Source organism: Cellvibrio sp. (assembly GCF_039207905.1).
In the GTDB taxonomy this organism is placed as follows: domain Bacteria; phylum Pseudomonadota; class Gammaproteobacteria; order Pseudomonadales; family Cellvibrionaceae; genus Cellvibrio.
Genome location: NZ_JBCECX010000004.1, coordinates 1 through 20,253, shown reverse-complemented (window position 1 = coordinate 20,253; position 20,253 = coordinate 1). Strand labels below are relative to the sequence as shown.

Annotated in this window: 15 protein-coding genes; 9 read left to right on the top strand and 6 right to left on the bottom strand. The window is 48.8% G+C overall.

Annotated features, from left to right (window positions below):
• Window positions 1–35: 35 nt before the first annotated feature.
• The gene (gene lptM / locus AAGC78_RS03020) at window positions 36–209 is read right to left on the bottom strand and encodes an LPS translocon maturation chaperone LptM (RefSeq protein WP_435782553.1); all 174 of its coding nucleotides are present in this window, start codon (window positions 207–209) and stop codon (window positions 36–38) included.
• Between the two features lie 209 nt (window positions 210–418).
• Between lptM and AAGC78_RS03015 the strand changes: the two genes are divergently transcribed.
• Complete coding sequence (locus AAGC78_RS03015) at window positions 419–2,041, top strand: phospholipid carrier-dependent glycosyltransferase (protein ID WP_435782552.1); 1,623 nt, start codon at window positions 419–421, stop codon at window positions 2,039–2,041.
• 46 nt (window positions 2,042–2,087) lie between these two features.
• Here the strand turns inward: AAGC78_RS03015 and AAGC78_RS03010 are convergent, their stop codons facing one another.
• The gene (locus AAGC78_RS03010; RefSeq protein ID WP_435782551.1) at window positions 2,088–3,287 is read right to left on the bottom strand and encodes a sigma 54-interacting transcriptional regulator; all 1,200 of its coding nucleotides are present in this window, start codon (window positions 3,285–3,287) and stop codon (window positions 2,088–2,090) included.
• 198 nt (window positions 3,288–3,485) lie between these two features.
• Here AAGC78_RS03010 and AAGC78_RS03005 point away from each other — a divergent pair, with 198 nt between their 5' ends.
• Together AAGC78_RS03005 and AAGC78_RS03000 are read left to right on the top strand one after the other, a co-directional pair.
• Window positions 3,486–4,457: an FHA domain-containing protein gene (locus AAGC78_RS03005; protein ID WP_435782550.1), complete on the top strand. Its 972-nt coding sequence runs from the start codon at window positions 3,486–3,488 to the stop codon at window positions 4,455–4,457.
• 7 nt (window positions 4,458–4,464) lie between these two features.
• Window positions 4,465–7,167, top strand: a complete 2,703-nt coding sequence (locus AAGC78_RS03000; RefSeq protein WP_435782549.1) for a protein kinase domain-containing protein — start codon at window positions 4,465–4,467, stop codon at window positions 7,165–7,167.
• A gap of 2 nt (window positions 7,168–7,169) precedes the next feature.
• On the opposite strand, the gene AAGC78_RS02995 is transcribed toward AAGC78_RS03000, so the two are convergent.
• The 3 genes from AAGC78_RS02995 to AAGC78_RS02985 all read right to left on the bottom strand — a co-directional run bounded on the left by AAGC78_RS02995 (window position 7,170) and on the right by AAGC78_RS02985 (window position 11,399).
• Window positions 7,170–7,751 carry a DP-EP family protein gene (locus AAGC78_RS02995; protein WP_435782548.1) on the bottom strand — a complete coding sequence of 194 codons (582 nt, stop codon included), beginning with the start codon at window positions 7,749–7,751 and terminating at the stop codon, window positions 7,170–7,172.
• Window positions 7,752–7,935: 184 nt separating this feature from the next.
• Window positions 7,936–10,140, bottom strand: a complete 2,205-nt coding sequence (locus tag AAGC78_RS02990; RefSeq protein ID WP_435782547.1) for a TonB-dependent receptor — start codon at window positions 10,138–10,140, stop codon at window positions 7,936–7,938.
• A 53-nt stretch (window positions 10,141–10,193) separates the two neighbouring features.
• The gene (locus tag AAGC78_RS02985) at window positions 10,194–11,399 is read right to left on the bottom strand and encodes a helix-turn-helix domain-containing protein (RefSeq protein ID WP_435782546.1); all 1,206 of its coding nucleotides are present in this window, start codon (window positions 11,397–11,399) and stop codon (window positions 10,194–10,196) included.
• Between the two features lie 330 nt (window positions 11,400–11,729).
• Here AAGC78_RS02985 and AAGC78_RS02980 point away from each other — a divergent pair, with 330 nt between their 5' ends.
• From AAGC78_RS02980 to AAGC78_RS02960, 5 genes are all read left to right on the top strand, one after another.
• Window positions 11,730–13,859, top strand: a complete 2,130-nt coding sequence (locus AAGC78_RS02980) for a carbohydrate-binding protein (protein ID WP_435782545.1) — start codon at window positions 11,730–11,732, stop codon at window positions 13,857–13,859.
• Between the two features lie 261 nt (window positions 13,860–14,120).
• A complete protein-coding gene (locus tag AAGC78_RS02975; protein WP_435782544.1) occupies window positions 14,121–15,179 on the top strand; it encodes a PDDEXK nuclease domain-containing protein in 1,059 nt (352 codons plus the stop codon).
• 101 nt (window positions 15,180–15,280) lie between these two features.
• On the top strand, window positions 15,281–15,988 hold the full coding sequence (locus AAGC78_RS02970) for a heavy metal response regulator transcription factor (RefSeq protein ID WP_435782543.1): 708 nt from the start codon (window positions 15,281–15,283) through the stop codon (window positions 15,986–15,988).
• Window positions 15,989–15,991: 3 nt separating this feature from the next.
• On the top strand, window positions 15,992–17,392 hold the full coding sequence (locus tag AAGC78_RS02965) for a heavy metal sensor histidine kinase (protein WP_435782542.1): 1,401 nt from the start codon (window positions 15,992–15,994) through the stop codon (window positions 17,390–17,392).
• Window positions 17,393–17,608: 216 nt separating this feature from the next.
• The gene (locus AAGC78_RS02960) at window positions 17,609–18,055 is read left to right on the top strand and encodes a helix-turn-helix domain-containing protein (protein ID WP_435782541.1); all 447 of its coding nucleotides are present in this window, start codon (window positions 17,609–17,611) and stop codon (window positions 18,053–18,055) included.
• A gap of 69 nt (window positions 18,056–18,124) precedes the next feature.
• Here AAGC78_RS02960 and AAGC78_RS02955 read toward each other — a convergent pair whose 3' ends face one another.
• On the bottom strand, window positions 18,125–18,358 hold the full coding sequence (locus tag AAGC78_RS02955) for a hypothetical protein (protein WP_435782540.1): 234 nt from the start codon (window positions 18,356–18,358) through the stop codon (window positions 18,125–18,127).
• A gap of 544 nt (window positions 18,359–18,902) precedes the next feature.
• On the opposite strand from AAGC78_RS02955, the gene AAGC78_RS02950 reads away from it, so the two are divergent.
• On the top strand, window positions 18,903–20,253 hold a 1,351-nt coding region (locus AAGC78_RS02950; RefSeq protein WP_435782539.1), incomplete at its 3' end, for a TonB-dependent receptor plug domain-containing protein.

Here is a 20,253-nt window from a genome sequence, read left to right as displayed (position 1 = left end):
CTCGATCAAAAAGCGGTAGGACGAATTGTTGGGGATTACTCAGCCGATTTGGCAGGCGCAATTTCCTGAGTTTGCTCAGGCTGCTGGGATCGTGGAGCTTCTGTTTTCTCCGGCTGGGGTTTTACAGGCTGGGGCAGATACAGCGGCCCTTTCTGGCCGCAGGCACCAAGGCCAAGACAGAGCAACATCAATACAACTGCAGTTTTCATAACCAGATATCCGATAACACCCCCGCAATTTCAGCCGGGGCCGGGATTAAAGACGGGGCAGTATAACCCTGCACCCGCAGCCTCACAACAAAACACCGGAATAGCTGTTTTTGACTGACAAATCGGGTCCCAAATGACCGAAATATCAAGGCTGCACCCAAACGCAAAAGCCCGCATAATGCCGCGCATCACCACAGAACCGATGACTTATGAACAGCCACCCGCTCCTGCGACCATTTTTTGACCATCGCTACCTATTGTTATTGCTGCTTTTCACCAGCACCATTTTTTACAAAGGGATTACGCCTTCGTTTTCGTCCGATGATTTTGTGCATCTGGAAAACAATATCCACTATGAAAATCTTGCGGCAGCCACCGAGGTTTTTGTAAAACCCTACGGCCGGGAGTACCGCCCGCTGGTGCGCCTGTCACTGTGGCTGAACCATCAAATGGGTGATACCGCACTGCCTTATAAAATCAGCAATCTGCTCATGCATTTGCTGTGCGTCGCACTGCTGTACGGATTGCTGCTGCGCTTGGGGGCGTCAAAAACGGCAACCCTGGTAGCAAGCAGTGTTTTTGCACTGCATCCGATCCATATCACCAGCGTACATTTTATTTTGGGGCGCACCGATCTGGTGGCCGCCGTGTTTTATCTGGCAACACTTTATTGTTTTAGCAATTGGAAAAATAATTCCGGCATAACACTGCGTGTAATTACCTTTATCTGGTTTGCTGCTGCGCTTTTATCCAAAGAATTATCTATCACCTTGCCGGTGATGATGCTGGCCATTTCAATCACTAAACAAAAAACACTCAGCCCCGCGATCATGTTGCGCTCGGCAATCAAGCTCTGGCCGTTTGTTCTGCTGGCATTTGTTTATTTGATCGCGCGAATTTACCAATGGCAAGCGATGGATACAGTCGCGGTGTACACCAATTTTGCCCCGCTCAATATTTTGAAAAACTATCTGGAATGGGGCTTTGCACTGCTCTACCCGTTTGATCTTTATATCGCCAGAGAGTGGTTGATCTTACACACTGGATTATTTGTTGCCGCTGCAATAACTTCAGTTCTGGGACTTATCGCACTGGCAATCTATATCTGGCGACCAACCGCACGCAGTTTGCTGCGCTCACCACTGTTATGGCTGGGTTTTGGTTGGTTGCTCATCACACTGATTCCCATGTCCGGCGGCAATTCGCACCGCTGGTATTTATATTTGCCGAGCGCCGGCTTTAGCATGATGCTCGCAGCGGCATGGGCAACTGCAGCACCCAATCGCCAATTACTAATGCGGGGATTAGCGGTAATCATCCTGATTATTTACAGCGGGGAGAACTGGCGACAATCGCTCATATGGAATCATCAAAGCGAACTTAATGAATATTTATTGTCCGCAGAGCAAACACAAGAAATGCGTGAACACGACACCATAGCTATCGCCAATATGCCCTTCGGTTACCAGAGCGCATTTCTGTTTACCCACAGCTCATTTGAAGAGGCACTGCGTGTGCGTTACGGCAGCAGCCCGAAGATTGAAGTGCTTAATTACGTGAATCTTGATAGCCACAATAGGATTCAGGCTGAGCCTTCAGCCACAGGAGTGACGTTCAAGCTCACACCTACGGCTTATCGCTATTTCAGATTGCGCGACTCGCGTGTTTTTTTTGATCGGACAGCAACGCTCGCTCAAAGCCAATTCACATTGCAAATTAATGATCTGGATGCTGCGGGCCGTATCAGCTCGCTCAGCATTGAGCGACCAGAAAATGTGAGCGTGCCTGTTTATTATTTTGATGGCAATGAATTCAAACGCATGAACAACTAATCAGAAGATGGCACCGCTCTCGCTGACGGTGCCAGTTTGAACAGGATCAAACGAGCGCGGCTTGCAGCTCTTCAGCAGAAACCAATTCATCATTGGCAACCAGAGCAAGCTTTTTAATCAGCAACTTTAATTGTTCGACATTGCCCGACCAGTCGGCAGCTTCAAGCAAGCGCCAAGCCTCTTCGGTCAAATCGAACTCTGTACCCAACGCAAATTCACGGATATAAAACTGCGCCAGATCGCGGATATCTTCACGCCGTGCGGCCAAATCCGGCAAACACAATTCGCGCGCGCACTGCATCAACCACTGCTTCTGCGCGGCCGGTACTTTGTAGTCATACTCGCTCACACTCAGAATCAAACGCACACTCTCGGCGCCATCAAAACGCGCGGTGGCGGTTTGCAGCCAAAAATTGCGCAAGCATTGGAAATTATCGCTTGAAAGTGAATCGATATTGCGCACAAACAATGTTCCGCCGTTAGCGTAAGTGCGCAGCGATTGCAAAATGCTGGCTGCCGTTCCCTCTTCCCATTCTTTGCAATCCGACTCGATAAAGGGAGCCGTATCAGCGCGCGACAAACAGTGCAAACTGCGTGCAGCTATCACCTTGCCTGCACCTTTGTCGGCGCGGATTAATACCGGATTACTCCCTTTGGCCAGGAGATCAATCCGTTGATCCAAATGGCGCAATGCTTTGCTATTGCCGATCCAATAACTTTGGTCGCCATAAATATGTATTGCACGATAGCGGGTTTGGTAGCGGCCAATCGTGCGCACAATCTCATCGGCCACCAATGCCAGATCTTTAGTCAGTTGCTCGCGTTTAATTGCGACGCCGGGATCTGCTTGCACCACCAAATAGCCCAGCCGCTGCGATTGCCCCTGCGGTTGCTTGTGATTCAGCGGCAAACTAAATGCCGTTGCCGCGACAAAATCTTCAAATGGAGTGGAGTTGGCCTCTTGCGTGGAGATAATAAACTCTTCCACTTGACCGGCAACCATGTGCAAATCCTGCGCATCATTCACCAGGACCAGATGGCGATAACCTTGATGCGTCACACAGCGCAAGGTAATTGCAGCCTGTGCAAGATTGAGCCGTTCGACCGCGGAACGCAGGATAATTTTGGTCAGCGTAATAAAGCTTTTATTGAGCGGCACCCATTTAGCAGTCGCCGATTGATTGAACTTGTGAATGGCGCGGGCGAGTGGTTTGGGTGTGATAGCGGCCTGGAACAGGGCAATCATAGCGATATTCTCGTCATTCACGCGGACAATAGGTGGGAAAAGTAATACATCTTGTGGCAATCTATAGGCCTAACAAGATATTGCCCATTACAGACAATTACAGAAAACATCGGTAGCGGACAGCATTCATACAAAGGAGCTAAAGAATCAACACCGCCACCGCTTGAGAGCTTCTTACTTTATTTACGCGGAAACCTTATGGCTTATTTGCTGGATGTCGCTGCCGGGACCTATTTTCCCCTCGCACCTCATCACACCTTTGGCAGACTCGCTGCGAGTGTGGACACCCACATCGATAAACCCTACGTGTCCAAATTGCACGCCGCCATCGAATGGAACGGCGCGCATTGGCGAATTAAAAATCTCGGCCTTAACGGCACCTGGGTCAATGGCGTAGCGCTTGGCCAAGGCGATGTGCGCGACCTCAGCGCGAATGACGACCTTCGCTTTGCCGAACAGGCAGACCCCGGTTTTAAGGTGATCGACCTGACCCCACCGGCCGATATGCTTTGGCCGCTGGAGAAAGACCTCACCAGCTTCCAACCTATTTATCTCTCGCGCTATCACCTGTTGCCCGATAGCAATGCCCCCGAACTCGCGCTCTTCTACAACGAGCAAACCCAGCAATGGCATCAAGAGGCACTGCATCAGGGCGACCACGAACAACCCGAGCTAAACGATGGCGACCTGGTGCAATTCAACAATAGCCATTGGCAGTTTGTGCGTGCACAGGTTTATGGCCCGACGGAAGCGAAATCGTCTCGCCATATTAATGATTACGAATTTATTTTTAATATGAGCCTGGATGAAGAGACCACCCAGCTTGAGCTACATCACCAGCAAACCCTCGACCTCGCCGTGCGCAGCCATCACTACCTGCTGCTCCAGCTCGCACGCCATCGCGCTGAAGATGCTGTGCGTGGGCTCGACAATAAAAGCCAAGGCTGGGTTTACGCCGACCAACTCGCAGCAGAGTTGGGGCTGGACAACACCCACATGAACATCCAGATTTTCCGCGCGCGCAAACAATTGGTCGATGCATTGCCCGATGCCTTGGGCCAGCAATGCCTGCTGGAGCGGCGCGGCGGAAAAATCCGTTTTGGTTGCGAAAAATTTAAAATCTACAAAGGCGAAAAACTTACCCTCGCCTCGCCAGCCAAATCCTGCTGAGCATTGAATGAATAATTCCACCCCGCCATCCACCGATGCATTACCCACGGAGCCAAGGCTCATTGGGCACTACGCACTGCAAGAGTGCATCGGGCGCGGCGGCATGGGGCTGGTGTATCGCGCCCGCGATACCAAGCTGGATCGCCAGGTCGCGATAAAATGTTTGCGCACCGAATTATTTGAAGCCCACTACGCAGAGCGATTCAAACGTGAGGCATTGCTGCTGGCGAAATTGAATCACCCGAATATTGTGCAGATCTACGATTTTATCGAGGAGTCCGAGCAAGTCGCGCTGGTGATGGAATTGGTGGATGGGCAAAACCTGCAACTGCATCTGCGCGAACACATAGCTACATTTGCCCAGCGCATGCGCTGGCTAACAGAGATTGCACAGGGCCTCGCGGTTGCGCACGACGCCGGCATTATTCACCGCGATTTAAAAGCTGAAAATATCCTGATCAACCAGCGCAAAGTCGCCAAGATTACCGATCTGGGTATCGCCAAATCACAAGACTTTAACTCAACCCTGACTGATCACGTCGCCGGCAGCTATTGCTCCATGTCGCCCGAACAGGCGATGGGCGAACCACTCGATTTTAAGAGCGACTTATTTTCCTTCGGCATACTCGCCTATCAATTATCGTGCGGCGCGCATCCCTTTGGCGACACCAACAATAAACTGCAATTAATGCAGCGGATTATTTCCCATCCGCCAATTGCGCCAAGCAAACACAACCCAGATTTACCGCCCGAGATTAACGACCTGCTCGGCCAACTGCTCAGCAAAGATCCGGACAAACGCCCGGACAATACCCACTGGGTTGCAGCACAACTGGAAAAACTCAGCCATTTGCAACTGGCCAATGATTTTGTCAGCGACGACACCCAAGCGCTTATCCCCAATGGCAGCGCAGCGAACCAATCGAATCCAGGAAATACCGGAATCAACAGCGCCGTAAGAACGCAAGATCACCCCACATTTGAAACACGCTTCGCGCCAGTAAATACAGCACCGAAAAAAAACCGCTGGCTGCAGATCAAAAATTACCTGGCAGAAAATAAAATCAGTGTGGGCGCTGGTTTATTTAGCGTCTTAGTTCTTGCAGTTATTGTGATTTGGCAACTACAACCAAAACCACCGAAATATGTTGCGGTAATTCCGCCGAAATTAACGGCGGAAGGTATGCAGGAATCGCAGCAGGAGTTGGTTAAAGGTGCAGTTTATGATGCGATTCAGCAGAGTGTGATTCAGCTGGATGGGTATTATTTGATTCCCAGCAGTGAAATCGCGAGTGCAAATGGCAACAATGAGGTAGTTTATAAGGCTACTGCAGCGAATGAATTGATCACAATCGAAATTATGTGCAAAATCGAGGCATGCACAATTAGTTTGGCGCGCCTTACAAAGGAAACCTTATCAGAAAATAGATTAAGCATTGAAAGCGCGAAAAAAATCGACGTACTTACTGAAAATTATTTATTTATCTCTGAAACAGTTAGGCAGGCAGTTGGTGATTTATATTCAATCAACCTATCATCAGGCAATAAATTTTCCGAAAGTAGCTATGTACAATTTCTTGCAATTAATGATGACTATAAAAAAAATGGAGCAACACTAAAACTGTTAACAGAGCTCAACGCTTTAGCAGAACACTCTAATTCCATATCTGGAATAAACACTTTACTTACAGAGATTGCACTAGACCTATATCATCGTGACCGCAATTCCGCTCACCTAGATAAACTAGAGCAAAAACTAATAAAATTTCCTCAAACAGATCTGCACTATTATTACAGTCTATTCCTAATACAGATCGCACTGCAAAAATACGATGATGCAGACGGGACCCGATCAAAAATCAGCACCATAGATTCAAACAACTCAATGAGTTTGGAGCTTGCGGCCTATAGTCTTATGGCTCGTAAAGATTACAGAGCGGCAATTAGCTTACTACAAAAGCTTGAAAAGGTTAGGAACACATCCGCCCTACAATACTATCTAGCTAACTCCTATTGGTTCAGCGGTGACAATAAGAGTGCAATGAAACACATCAACAAAGCGCTTGATTTATCACCAAATGACTACAAAGCAAAAAATTTAAAAGGGCTTATTTATCTTTTTTCTGGAGATGCAGACTCAGCCATCAGAGAGTATCAAGAAATACTACAAAAAATTCCTTCAGATATAGACTCATTAAACAATGTTGCAATAGCACTTATGCTTAATAAAAAATATTCCGAAGCTGATGATGCACTTAAAAAAGCCTTAAGCATTCTACCTAGTAATACAAGTTTTTTATTGAATTATGCAGACAACCAAAAGCTGCTCAACAATAAAGAAACCGCAGCAAATGCTTATTGGAAGATAATCGAGCAAAGCAACCGAGAAAGTGAAACTCCTGAAACATTGAGGAATACAGCACAAGCGCAAATACAACTAGGGTTAACGAATGAAGCCTTAAGAACATTAGAAAAGTTAGAGCGGCTGGACCCACAAAGTATAGACACAGTATTTACGGCGGCACTTATTCATGCTCTAGCAAAAAACAACGCCTCAGCACTACTCAATTTGGAAAAAAGTTTATCAATGGGAATGGGAGCAACTTGGTTTTATCTACCATGGTTCGATTCACTCTGCACGGATACAAAGTTCATCGCACTAATGATGAAAAAAGGTGAGCGCAATCGCTGCACTCACCTCTCACACTAACACTACGGTCTTTTTGTCACGACACCCGGATCTTGTGACTCATAAATAGAAACAACACCAGTATCACTACTTGTAAATGACGCAACAAATCCGAATGGGATATACTCTGCTGAATTTTCCAATACTTGAACGTAAGCGACCAACGTGAACCCATTATCAATGATCTCAACTACAACATCATTGTTTGGATCTTCGTCAGCCTGATCGGTAGCAACCCCACCCAAAGCAAAACGCCATGTTCCATTTAATTCTGCATTTTGAACCATACTAACAATTAAAACTGCGCGTTCTAGCTGTCTTTCCAAGGCAGATGGATTCAATTCAAAGCGAACAGTCAGTGTTTCAATATCTTGCGTTGATCCCTCTTCAGCAAACAACCAATCTCCACGACCACAATCAGTTGGTAGGGCAGGTGCCAAATTAAAATGCTTAATAATCTGTCCACCTCTAGGCACAGATATAGTTAAATCTGTTGCCGCAACATTTTTCTTACCTTTTTTCACCGGAGCTTTCGCAGCAACTACCTTTTTCGTAGTCTTTTTCTCTGCTGCTTTCTTATCCACTTTTTTCTTATCTGCTGCCATCTTGAATATTTCCTGTTAATTAAGTGTGTGAAATCCCTAGATGATCATCACATCAAAAAATAACGGCTTTTTGATTGTGTACTGCCCGCTTCCCAGCAAGCAGCCAAAAAATAACGCCCAGCAAGCATAGATCAAAAATACGATAAATGCCTGCATGGAAGGATTAATTCATCACTACTGACGATTAATATTGGTAAGTTGCTGATAAGCCAATAGTGCGCGGGCGCGTCACGTATTCAAATTGGCCTTGGTCACCATGCATCCCGTCATTCCGCGCACCAGTAATACCACGGGTGTTGCCGATGTTATTAATGAATGCCCCAATACGCACATTACGCAGGCTTACACCTACACGCGCATTGACTATGTTGTAACTTTGCAACTTTTGATAATTGTAAAATTCTGAATTTAATGCGGTATAAACATCACCAGTTCGATGGAAGCTGAGGTTAGCATCAACTTCAGCACTATGTACGGGGTAGATAAAATCCAAAGCAACACCTGCCTGAGTGCGCGGTGATCCCGGCAGCCTATCGCCATCATTGATCGCTAATTCCTCGACAGCTTGAGTTGTTTCAGCGTTGTTGTAATTGTAAGTGGCAAGCAACTTGATATTACTATTAAGTTGTATTGATCCATTTAATTCAACACCTTTTGTTTGCGCCTCGCCAGCATTACCTGTATAGCCGCGCCCGTCATCCGAAAGGCTCAATTGAATATCTGACCATTCAATAGTGTAAAGAGCGGTATTTAATTGAACACGATTATCCAGCCAGTTGCCGTGCCATCCCAACTCGTAATTAACTGCTGTGTCAGGCGCATAGAATCGATGTGTTGTGACCCCCACTGGCATCAGGTTTGCGCCACCTCGGCGATAGCCCTCGGCAACGGCAAAATAAACATTGTGGCTTTCGGTAAAGTTATAGGCTGTACTGAATTTACCGAGAGTATCCTTACTAACATCATCACCTGATTCACAATTCAATCCATCTTCTGTTGGATAGAGTGCCCAACAAACCTCAAGATCATCGTCATAACGAAAATGGCGCACCCCTAGCGTTGCCTCCAATTTCTCAGTCAAGTCATAACTTACTTCCGCATAAACAGAATATTCATCCAAGGTTTCAGTTTGTGTTGCCAGATAATCCAGATCACCGGGGCGATATTCACCCGAGTACTCGGCAAAGCCCGGCACCACATCGCGCGTTAATACGTCCAGATCGTCGCGACTGTAAAAACCGCCAACCAACCAGCGCAATGCTTGATCTGTTGCAGAAGCTAGGCGCAATTCAACGCTATCTTTTACTACATCAACATTCGCTGCAGTGAATGCCGAAAAATCTTCATAGTCGGTGTAATAGCTACCGCCAAGATAAATTAAATAATCTGTTTGATCTGCACGCTCGTTGTGAGAAAGATCATAGTGATTCAGGCTGGCCGTTAAGGTCGCAAATTCCATGTCATATTCAGCATCAATGCTCGCCAACTGCAATTCACCTTGCATCGGCTGCAAATAACGGCTTGATGCAGCGTATTTATCCTCAGTAAAAATTTCATTAGTCGCCTGACGATCACCCACATTTATTTTTTGGTAGTGATACATGGTGTTCAGCGAGAAGTTATCAGTTGCTTGCCAGAGCAAACTCACGCGCGCTTGTTTGGTTTCATCGTCGTTGATGTCTTCGGCGGGGCCGGTGAGTAAATAATCGTTATCGATAAAACCGGCGTTTTCGGTTTTGCCGAGCATTAAGCGCAGGCCGAGTGTGTTATCGATTAACGGGGTATTCACAACCAGATCAGTATCGTAATTCAAATCATCGCTGTGATCAGTTTGTGAAATTTCTGCACCGACGCGCACTGATTGTTTAGCGAGATCCGGTTTTGCGGTCACGTAGCGAATCAAACCGCCGATAGATGCGTTGCCATATAAAGTACCCTGCGGGCCGCGCACGACTTCTACTTGCTGCAAATCTTTCACGCTGAATGATGGCGGAACAAAATAACCTTGTAGCGGAATGTTATCGACATAACTCGCCACTGCAGCGCCGTCGCCACCCAAATCATTTGAACCTACTTCATCCATACGCAAACCACGGATCACCAAACCGGTTGGGTTGCGCGGGCCTGCATCGACAATTGAGAAGCCCGGAACCTGGTTGGCAATATCACCAATATTTTTAACACCGGCAAAATTAGTGATCACACTCGCGGCGCCCGCAAAATCCTGCAGGCTCTGGCCGCGCTTGGAGGCAGTGACTATCACTTCTTCTACGGCAGGAGCATCGGCAGCTAACGCAGGCAAGCTCATTAGCTGCGCGCTGACTAATGCGCAAGCCACAGCCAAAGGTTTTAGTTGTCGCGTTCGTGAGTGTTGTTTGTGCATGGTCATGGGTGTGTGTTTCTCTTGTAATGATTAATAGGGAAATAAATAGCAGACGTGAATCAGGTTGTCGTTGCCACATCCGCAGGCTGTTGGCGATATTCCGATGGTGTTTTCCCTACCAGTTTTTTAAAGAATGTATTGAAAACCGATTTGCTGTTAAAGCCGACTTCCAGATAAATATCGGTAATCGTTTTGTCTTTATTCGCTGGCTCAAGCAAACGCTTTTTGGCCTCTTCAATGCGATAGCCATTAATGAACTCGTAAAAATTGAGATTGAAATGGCGGTTGATGATCATCGATAAATCTTTCGCAGGAATAGCAAGGGTCTCGGCGAGCATGTCGAGCGTCAGCTCCGGATTCAGGTAGGTCTGTTGCGTGCGCATAATGCCGTCGATCTTTTCGGCGTACTCGGGGTTGAGCAGTTTTTCCTGCGTCGATTTTTTCGGCGGCTCTTTACTGTCTTTTTGGCGCACAGCTTCAAAGTTGCTGAAGTAGCGCATGCTGGTAAACACCAGGATGCACACCAGGAAAAATAGTGCGTAATTTCCGCTCAAGCCAATGAACTCAATAATGTTGCCTTTGGGGTCGGGATGTTGGAAATCGTACCCGCCGATAAAGCCAATCACTTTGGCGAGGGCAAGTACCTCGTGCATCAGGGTGATAACCACAAAACCTACCACCAGGATTTTCAGCCAGAGGATATCGACCTTTTCAATATTGGAGTGGGTAGTTTTGAGGATATCTTTATATTTGAAGATCAACATAAACGCAGCGGCGCAATAAACAACACGCAGGGTTTTGCTCAGGAATTCAGCAGTGATGTAACCGCCGCTATATACGAAGGCTTCGGTATTGATCCAATCCAGACGAATTGATGCCGGATAGCGGTAGAAAGCCACAATCATAAACAGCGCAAACAGCCCAAGCGGTATTAGATGAAGGAAGTCTTTGGGGCGCAGATGGAAATCGCGGAACACCAGCGACTTCACATAAAAGTAGAGCAACACTGCATCCAGGTAGTAGGCGAAGCCGCCGATAAAATAAATTCCTGGCACATGTTCCCGCACATGAAGTTTGAATTCAGCGCCCCAGAGGATCAGCTCATGGAGTGGAATACAGGCGTGGGCGACCAAAAAAGCGGCAAGGAAATAATTGCTAGTATTTTTGGGAGGATTGGTTGCAATCAGTAAGAGTGCAAATAAACAGCAGAGTATGGCCGTCATCAGCAGTATGACGTCGTGAAAGTTGAATGTGACAAAGTTCATATAGTGTTCCCGATGTTTTCTTATAGTGCGCGCTGTTGTGGTGGTTGACCGCGCCTTGGTTTTGTCACCGGATACTATAGAAGATAAACCCCTCGAGCCAGAAAAAATCGCGTACGAGCATTTTTCCCGCTCTCGTACCCGTTCGCCTCGTGATTTTTTAAAGTACCACTTTTGCTTTCGAACGACAGTGGTTACAGCACCCGCCTAATCTCATCCCTCACGAAAACCAGCGCCTTGCGATGACGGCATGGCAACAAGGGAATGCAGTAACCTGGAACCAGGCTTTCGTACTCTGTGAGAAATAACAATAACGTTTACAGGTACTCAACTATGAACAAGTCAGCACTTGCGCTATGCCTATGCAGCGCATTAGTCAGTCAATACAGCTTCAGTCAGGCCAGTTTACCGGCCACCATACAAGCCGAAGCCTACAGCCATATGAATGGCGTGCAGTTGGAAGCCACCAGCGATAGCGGCGGCGGGCAGAATGTCGGCTGGATCGATGCCAATGATTGGATGGCCTACGCCAACAATACCGTAAACATCCCAACCACCGGCGCTTATGATGTGGAATATCGGGTCGCCAGCCAAAGCGGTGGCGGGACTATCCGTTTAGAGGAGTCGGGCGGTGCAACGGTATACGGTACCATCGCCGTACCCAGCACTGGCGGCTGGCAAACCTGGACCACCATCAAACACCGCGTGAACCTGAGTGCAGGCACCCGCAGTTTTGGTATCGCAATTCCGGCCGGTGGTTTTAACCTCAACTGGTTCCGTATCACCGCAGTTTCCTCCTCCAGTTCTAGCTCCTCCAGCTCAGTAAGCTGGGCGCGCTTGCCAGCGATCAAGCAAAGCGGCCACCTATGGGTAAATGCAACCAACAACCAGCGCGTCGACCTGCGCGGCACCAACCTCGGCAACTGGCTGATCCAGGAATTCTGGATGATGGGTGGGATCATCTCCCACAGCGGTGGTGCAGTGAATGACCAGTGCACGCTGGAATCGGTGCTGTCCCAACGCTTCGGCAATGGCGAAAAAGAACGCTTGATGAAAGTGTTCCGCAGCAACTACATCACCACCCGCGACTTCGACATGATGAAGGCAATGGGCATGAATGTGGTGCGCATTCCCTTCCTCTACAGCCTGATTGAGGATGAATACAATCCTTACAACCTGCGCGCCGACGCATGGCAGTATCTGGACTGGGCGATAGATGAAGCGGAAAAACGCGGCATGTACACCATCCTCGATTTGCACGGTGCAGTGGGCGGCCAAGCGGCAGCATCGGAGCAACACGATGGTTGTATCGGTGCCGCGCAACTCTGGACCAACGCCAACTACTGGGATCGCACCAAGTGGTTGTGGGACATGATCGCCCAGCGCTACAACGGTCGCACTGCAGTAGCCGCTTATGACTTGCTGAACGAGCCTTGGGGCACAGACGCAACCACCCTCGCCAACCGCTCCTACGAGCTGTTCAACGTAGTGCGCGCGAAAGATGCAAACCACATCATCCTGCTGCCCGGCCACAACTCCGGTATCGATGCTTACGGCAACCCGAACAACAACGGCCGAACTAACGTCTCCACCTGGATGCATTTCTACCCCGGCCTCTGGGGCTGGAATGACACAGCCGCTTACGGCGCTGGCCAAGCCAACATGCATGCGAACTGGCTGCACTGCAACAGCACCGCAACAAACCCTGCAGGCACCGGCGAAAGCTGCGATTGGCGCAACCGGATCAACGGTATCCAAACCCCGTTCCTGGTCGGTGAATTCCAACCTTGGACATTACTGGGTAGCTACGGCGGCCAGATGACCCGCAAAACCTACGACATCTACAACAGCTACGGCTGGGCAGCAACCAACTGGGCGTGGAAGACCACCTCATCCGGCGGCTCCAATGGCGATACCAGCAGCTGGAACTGGGGCATGATCACCAACTCCAGCAATGGCGGCGGCATGAGCGGCATCAACGTCAGCAACGCCAGCGCGGCGCAAATCGAAACCTGGTTCCGCCAATTCTCCACCCAACCGCTGGTGCGCAATGAAAGCATCGCCACCTGGATGAACTGGAAACCGACCGTTGGCCAACGCATCGAAGCTGAGATGTTTAAAGACCACAGCGGCATCCGCATGGAAACCACTACCGATAGTGGCGGCGGCTTTAACGCGGGCAGCACCGATGACAACGACTGGATGAGCTATCCAATCAACATCCCGACCGCGGGTAATTACACCTTGCAAGTGCGCGTGGCCTCACCCTACACCGGCGGCATTTTAGTGCTCAGCCGCAGCGGCAACGACTTGGGCGTAGTGACTGTGCCCAATACCGGCGGCTGGCAAAACTGGCAGACAGTGAGCATCACCGTGAACTTACAAGCAGGTCAGCAAGACCTGGCGATCTTCGTCAGAAAAGGTGGCTGGAATATCAACTGGTGGCAACTCACCAAGCAGTAAACCAGCGTTAGCCTACGCGGCCCGGTACCTAGAAGTCTTGGCCGGCACAGCAATGCTGCCGGCCCTTTTTAAATCTCATCCGTCTCTCCAGCCTTCGTGGTTAACCCCTCGTGTAACCATGAAACCTTTAGCCGATGCAGCGATGCATCGGCTTTTTTATTTCCAATAGGCACACATCTACAAAAGCGGTAGCATCTGGCTCGCGCCGCTCAATGGCGGTAAAGGAATAGCACTACACAACACATGGACAGGAGAAAAAACGTGGCAGACACCATCATAAAAACCAATCTCGAATACAAGGATTGGCTCAAAGGAATCAAACAATCCTTTTTACAAACCCAACTTAAAGCTGCCATCAGTGTGAACACTGCATTGCTGGAGTTCTATTGGCAGCTGGGCGGTGAAATTGTTGAAAAGCAAAAAAGTGCCCAATGGGGCGATGGTTTTCTGGCGCAGCTCAGCCACGACTTGATAGCCGAATTCCCTGATATCAAAGGCTTTTCAAAACGAAATTTGGAGCAAATTCGCCAATGGTGTCGGTACTGGACTGCGGACAGTTCAATTGCGCTACAGGCTGTAGCGCAATTAGTTCAGATTCCATGGGGGCACAATCTGATCATCATTAGTAAGTGCCCAAACCATGTTGAAGCACTGTTTTACGTACAAAACACCCTAAAGCACGGCTGGAGCCGCAATGTATTGGTGCATCAGATCGAAAGCGGTCTATACCAGCGCGATGCCAAAGCGATAACCAACTTCGAACAAACACTACCGCCCCTGCAGTCGGATCTTGCCCTGCAAACGCTTAAAGATCCCTACATATTCGACTTTTTAAACCTGACTCACGATTACAACGAGCGCGAGCTAGAGCAGGCTTTAACACAACACATAACCCAATTTTTACTGGAGCTAGGCGCAGGCTTTGCGTATGTAGGCAAACAAGTTCCGCTAACAGTAGCCAGTAAAGATTTTTATCTGGACTTGCTGTTCTACCATCTTAAATTGCGCAGCTATGTGGTAATCGAATTAAAATCCGGCGACTTCACACCTGAGCACACAGGCAAGCTTAATTTCTATCTGACGGCTATCGATAAGCAATTAAAAACAGAACACGACAATCCCAGCATCGGCCTATTACTCTGCAAACAAAAAGACAAACTCGTTGCCGAATACGCTCTGTGTGACATTCACAAACCTATCGGTATTTCTGCATACCAATTAACCCAAGCCCTACCGGAAAATTTGAAATCCAGTCTGCCAAGCATCGAGGAGATAGAAGCCGAATTCGCGCAACCCCTTCCTGACAGAAATGTCAGGTAAATGTTGGCTTGTTGTCGGGAATTGGGGGTTACACTAAAGATGCGCCATTTTTACTCAATGGTTCCACCAAGCCGTTTTTCACTAGTCTGCGGAGACACTGAATGCGCTTACTTTTGGTCGAGGATGAAGACAAAACCTCGTCTTATATCAACCGCGCGATGAGCGAGTTGGGTTTTATGGTCGATGTTGCCGGCAACGGCGTCGACGGCCTGCATCTGGCGTTAGAGCACGAATACGATGTGATTATTCTGGATGTAATGCTGCCGGGTAAAGATGGTTACGCCGTGCTCGAAGGTTTGCGCGCAAGCAAACAAACGCCGGTGTTGATGCTCTCGGCACGCGGCTCGGTCGATGAGCGGGTCAAAGGCCTGCGCTGCGGTGCCGATGATTATCTGCCCAAACCTTTTTCCCTGATCGAACTGGTTGCACGCACGCAAGCGCTATTGCGCCGCCGTCAAAGTGACGGGGCCGATGTGACCCAATTGCAAATCGAAAACCTGCACCTCGATTTACTCGCACGGAGGGTGACGCGCGCCGGTGAACGCATCGACCTCACCGCCAAAGAATTTGCGCTGCTGAGTTTGCTCGCGCGCCATCAAGGAGAAATTCTCTCCAAAATGATGATCGCCGAGCAGGTGTGGGATATGAATTTCGACAGCGACGCCAACGTCGTTGAAGTGGCGATCAAACGGCTGCGCGCAAAAGTTGATGCACCCTATGCAATCAAACTGCTGCACACAGTGCGCGGCATGGGCTACGTATTGGAAGTGCGCCCGGAATCCCAGCGCCACAATAATGATGAACAATAAACGATGACTAATACCCTGATTGGCCGTTCACTTTCCGTGCGTTTAGCGGCGATGTTTTTACTCGCCTCCATCGCGATTGTTGCCATTTCCGCGCTGATGTTGCGCCACTCGCTGCACGATTCCTTGCGCAAACAAATGCATCAGGAATTACAGTTTCGCCACAGCTTGATGGTGCCTTACATCACCGCGCGCAACTCACTTACTGACTGGTCTTCCATCGCCACCAAACTCGCCAACTGGACCACCGTTGAAGGCGGCCACACCCATTATTGGGTGCTCAGCGATGACCCGCGCTACCAAGTCGGCGGCGCAGCTCCCGAAGGTATCGACTGGGCAAAATATCCCAGCGGATTTTCGCGCATCCCCAAAGAACCTTGCTCGCTGTATTTATTGATTACTGATATTCCCGCCAATGGCGATCGCCCCGCAGTGCGCTACGCAGCCGCGCTGGATTCCACCCCCTACATGGGCACACTCAACGCGTTTACGCGCGCGATGATTTTGATTTCGATAGTCGGTGTGCTCTTAGTGGCCCTGCTTGGTTTTATTGTTGCGCGCGTCGGCTTGCTGCCCGTCAATCACCTCAGCCAGCAAGCGCACAAACTCGCGCCCGGTAATCGCGGCCAACGTTTGGCGACGCGCACTTTACCGATTGAATTGCAAACGCTGGCGGAATCTTTCAACGGCGTACTCACCCGCCAAGAAGTTGCCTGGAACCAATTGGAAAGTTTTAACGCGAATGTCGCACATGAATTGCGCACCCCCCTCACCAATTTGATTGGCCAAACCCAACTCGGATTATCACGTCATCGCGAGCAACATGAACTGGAAGATTTACTGCAATCCAATCTGGAAGAACTGGAACGCATGACGTCCATCGTGAACGACATGTTATTTTTGTCCCACGCACAAGCAGGCGAACACGCACTCCAATTAAGTGAAGTATCACTGCGCGAAGAAGCACTCAAAACAGCAGATTATTTGGAGCCATCCTTCGCACGTAAAATGCTGACAGTCGCGATAGACGGTGATGTGCAAGCGCGCATCGACCGCCGCCTGTTCCACCGCGCGCTCGCCAATTTACTCGACAACAGCGCGCGCCATGCGTATGCCGCGAGTGAAATCACTGTGAGCTTAAAACAGGAAGATGGCTACGCCTGGGTCTGCGTCGCCAACATCGGCGAACCAATTGAAGCCGAGCATTTAGAACGCTTGTTTGAACGCTTCTACCGCGTCGATGAATCCCGCTCGCGCAGCAATCTCCATCACGGACTGGGATTGTCCATCGTCCGCGCCGTTGCGCTCATGCACAACGGCAAAGTGTTTGCCTCCAGCGACTCAGGCATTAATACGTTTGGTTTTTCGCTGGCGATTGAGCCACCTGTTATTGCCGATCCAGCGTAATTGAACAAGCCTGATATTATGTAAATTTACTTACCCAGCTATTTGACGAGACAGTTTTTTGAAAACTCAAAATCAACCGATTCAACAACTTGTGCGCATATACCCGTTACAGTATTCAAAAATGTCATATTGTCAGGTGCTTGTCGGGTAATTTTCGTACCTGACAAGGAAAATAACATATCAATCTTGAGCTTCACTTGAAGCATGAGAATAAAAATGATTCTGAAACAGTTGCGAGAAAAGCGGAAGATTTCACAAGAGCAGTTAGCACTTATGGCTGGCTTAAGTGTGAGAACCATACAACGCATTGAACGGGGCCATAAGGCCAGTTTTGAATCATTAAGATCTCTTGCTTCAGCGTTGGAAGTTGACATTGCTACTTTAGAGCAGGAGATAGATATGATTGATAAAAGCACTGATGAATGGAAAAAGTTACCATTTTTCGTCAAATTAGCATTTGTAGGACCAGACTATCCCTGGATGGGAATTTACAAAAAACAAGCTTATGTAAGAGGCGAAAAGATATCAGCCATTGTTGGTGTTGTTTTTCTTTTGCTGGCTGTGTTTAACACAGAGTTATTAATTGCAGGTACGTTCTTTATTTTTTGTGCCTACTTAATTTCCTTAGCCACACGGATGGGCGATCACTATTCGATATGGTAGCTATCGAAAGCATCATCCCCCCCACCTACATCGATTGAACATCTGTTGGGTAAAACTACCCAACAGCAATCAAGCAATAAAACGCCCTTCAAGATGCAAGGGTATTTTCTTAATCAGCTGCTTCCAGAATTCGGTTTTTTGCAGCATGGATTGTTCGGCTTTGGCGAGAGACTCGAAAATCTCTACCGGGCGGTGTCCACATTCGAAGAGTTCGTAATAGGATGTAACCGTCTGGTTATCGGGATCGTATTTTTCTACGAGGAAGATTTTAAAGAGTTCGTTGCTTGAGATTATTTTTTTCATCGTTGTTCTCCTGTTCTTATATTTTTATTCTAAAAGAAAAATCCCGCTCGCGCAGATATTCAAAAATATTTAATAAAAGTTGTTTCAAAATGTCACAATCACCAAAATTCTAAGGTGTTACCGGGTTACAAAAAACAGAGTTAACCGCGCTGGCTGATCCACGCTGGTGCAACGCCAAGCTTCTTAAGGTTCCGGGGGAAGTAAATAATCGCCGATCGACCGTTCGTTTGGTCGAATCCTTTTGTGAACAAACAAACCCGACGAGACTGCAAACCAAAATTTTTATTCCGCTATTGGCGTTATCTCACCCCCAACCAATATCCCCTGAAAATCCTATCCACTTGTATTTATTAAAGTTTCCTGGCGTTCGTTTGATTTTCACCAACAAAACTGACGTTTATTTAAACTTTTTGGTTCTGATGCAAGTGGCCGGACGCGGCGCTTTATTCATCGCAGTTAAATCAACTCAGCACACATGCCACGGCATCTGTGCAGTGAGAAAAAACTAACGATAAATAACAAGCAAGCCACGAGACCCATCACCATGAAACACACTCCCAACCAATTTCGCCGGGTGCGCAATTTGCGCGCGCCGCTGGCATTAGCCATAGGTTTGATTAACGCAAGTTTGATCCTGAATGTTCACGCCCAAGAAGCCATTAATGAAGGCGCTGGCAAGCTTGAAGAAGTCATCGTGACCGCGACCAAACGCGAAACCAATTTGATGGAAACGCCGATTGCGATCACCGTATTTAGCCAAAATGATTTGGATCGCGAAGGTATCGCCAACGTAAAAGACTTGTCGAAGATGGTGCCCAATATGGACATCACCCTCGATTCCGCGCGCTCGGCGCCGGTGATTTCCATGCGCGGTGTGCGCTCTACCAACAACACTGAATTGGGCGACCCAGCCGTTGGTTTGCATTTGGATGGCATCTACTCGCCGCGTCCGCAAGGTGCGATGGCATTGATGTTTGACGTTGAGCGCATCGAAGCACAGCGCGGGCCGCAAGGAACTTTGTTCGGCCGCAACTCAACCGTGGGTAACATCAACATCATCAGTAAACGCCCGGATGTTGAGAATCTGGATGCGAGCATAGGTCTGGAAGCCGGGCGCTGGAACCACCAGCAAGTGCGCGGCATGGTGAATATTCCGGTTGCAGAGACTTTCGCATTGCGCGCCTCGTTTATGACGGAGAAGCGCGATTCTTATCTGGATGGTTACTACGACCCCAACCAATGGGATCAGCGCTATCTGCCCGAGAGTGTGAAAAATGCGCCCGCCTATTCCGGTGCTGCCGATGACCGTACCCGCGTGCAAGCAAAACGCTGGTGGGGCGCAGCGCAAGATGTGGTGAAAGCCGACCCAAGCACTTTCTATAACAACTCCGACCAATACGCGTTCCGTATCGCCGGCTTGTGGATGCCGAGCGATGATTTCTCCTGGCAACTGGCGTACGAGCGCTTCCAAAATGACGGCGCCGGTAGCAGCGACAGCATCGACTGCAGCAAAGCCGCCAAAACTACGGTGATGAACGGCGATACTCCAGCGCCATTACAGGGTTGCGAAAACGTCTATGGTCCAGGTGCTGACGAATACACGCTGTTAGTTAATACCCCCGGCATGCTCGACCAAACCATCGAAAACCTGCGCTCTAACTTGCGTTGGGATTTCAGCGATAACCTCGCGGTGGTGTACAACGCCGGTTGGGCAAAACAAATCCAGTCGCAACGTTCGGATCTGGATCGCGGCATTACCGATTGGGATATGTCGATGTTCTTCAACAAGGCCACCTTCAAATCCCAGTCCCACGAGTTGCAATTGCAATCCACTGGCGAAAGCAAATTGCAGTGGATCACCGGCCTCTTCTACTTTGAAGAAAACAACAATATGC

What these genes read in the sequence shown, in the direction of transcription:
- AAGC78_RS02970 (WP_435782543.1), top strand. Translation starts at nt 15,281, where the DNA reads ATGCGCTTACTTTTGGTCGAGGATGAAGACAAAACCTCGTCTTATATC.
- AAGC78_RS02965 (WP_435782542.1), top strand. Translation starts at nt 15,992, where the DNA reads ATGACTAATACCCTGATTGGCCGTTCACTTTCCGTGCGTTTAGCGGCG.
- AAGC78_RS02995 (WP_435782548.1), bottom strand. Translation starts at nt 7,751, where the DNA reads ATGGCAGCAGATAAGAAAAAAGTGGATAAGAAAGCAGCAGAGAAAAAG.
- AAGC78_RS02960 (WP_435782541.1), top strand. Translation starts at nt 17,609, where the DNA reads ATGATTCTGAAACAGTTGCGAGAAAAGCGGAAGATTTCACAAGAGCAG.
- AAGC78_RS02980 (WP_435782545.1), top strand. Translation starts at nt 11,730, where the DNA reads ATGAACAAGTCAGCACTTGCGCTATGCCTATGCAGCGCATTAGTCAGT.
- AAGC78_RS03000 (WP_435782549.1), top strand. Translation starts at nt 4,465, where the DNA reads ATGAATAATTCCACCCCGCCATCCACCGATGCATTACCCACGGAGCCA.
- AAGC78_RS03015 (WP_435782552.1), top strand. Translation starts at nt 419, where the DNA reads ATGAACAGCCACCCGCTCCTGCGACCATTTTTTGACCATCGCTACCTA.
- AAGC78_RS02955 (WP_435782540.1), bottom strand. Translation starts at nt 18,358, where the DNA reads ATGAAAAAAATAATCTCAAGCAACGAACTCTTTAAAATCTTCCTCGTA.
- AAGC78_RS02990 (WP_435782547.1), bottom strand. Translation starts at nt 10,140, where the DNA reads ATGACCATGCACAAACAACACTCACGAACGCGACAACTAAAACCTTTG.
- AAGC78_RS03005 (WP_435782550.1), top strand. Translation starts at nt 3,486, where the DNA reads ATGGCTTATTTGCTGGATGTCGCTGCCGGGACCTATTTTCCCCTCGCA.
- AAGC78_RS03010 (WP_435782551.1), bottom strand. Translation starts at nt 3,287, where the DNA reads ATGATTGCCCTGTTCCAGGCCGCTATCACACCCAAACCACTCGCCCGC.
- AAGC78_RS02985 (WP_435782546.1), bottom strand. Translation starts at nt 11,399, where the DNA reads ATGAACTTTGTCACATTCAACTTTCACGACGTCATACTGCTGATGACG.
- lptM (WP_435782553.1), bottom strand. Translation starts at nt 209, where the DNA reads ATGAAAACTGCAGTTGTATTGATGTTGCTCTGTCTTGGCCTTGGTGCC.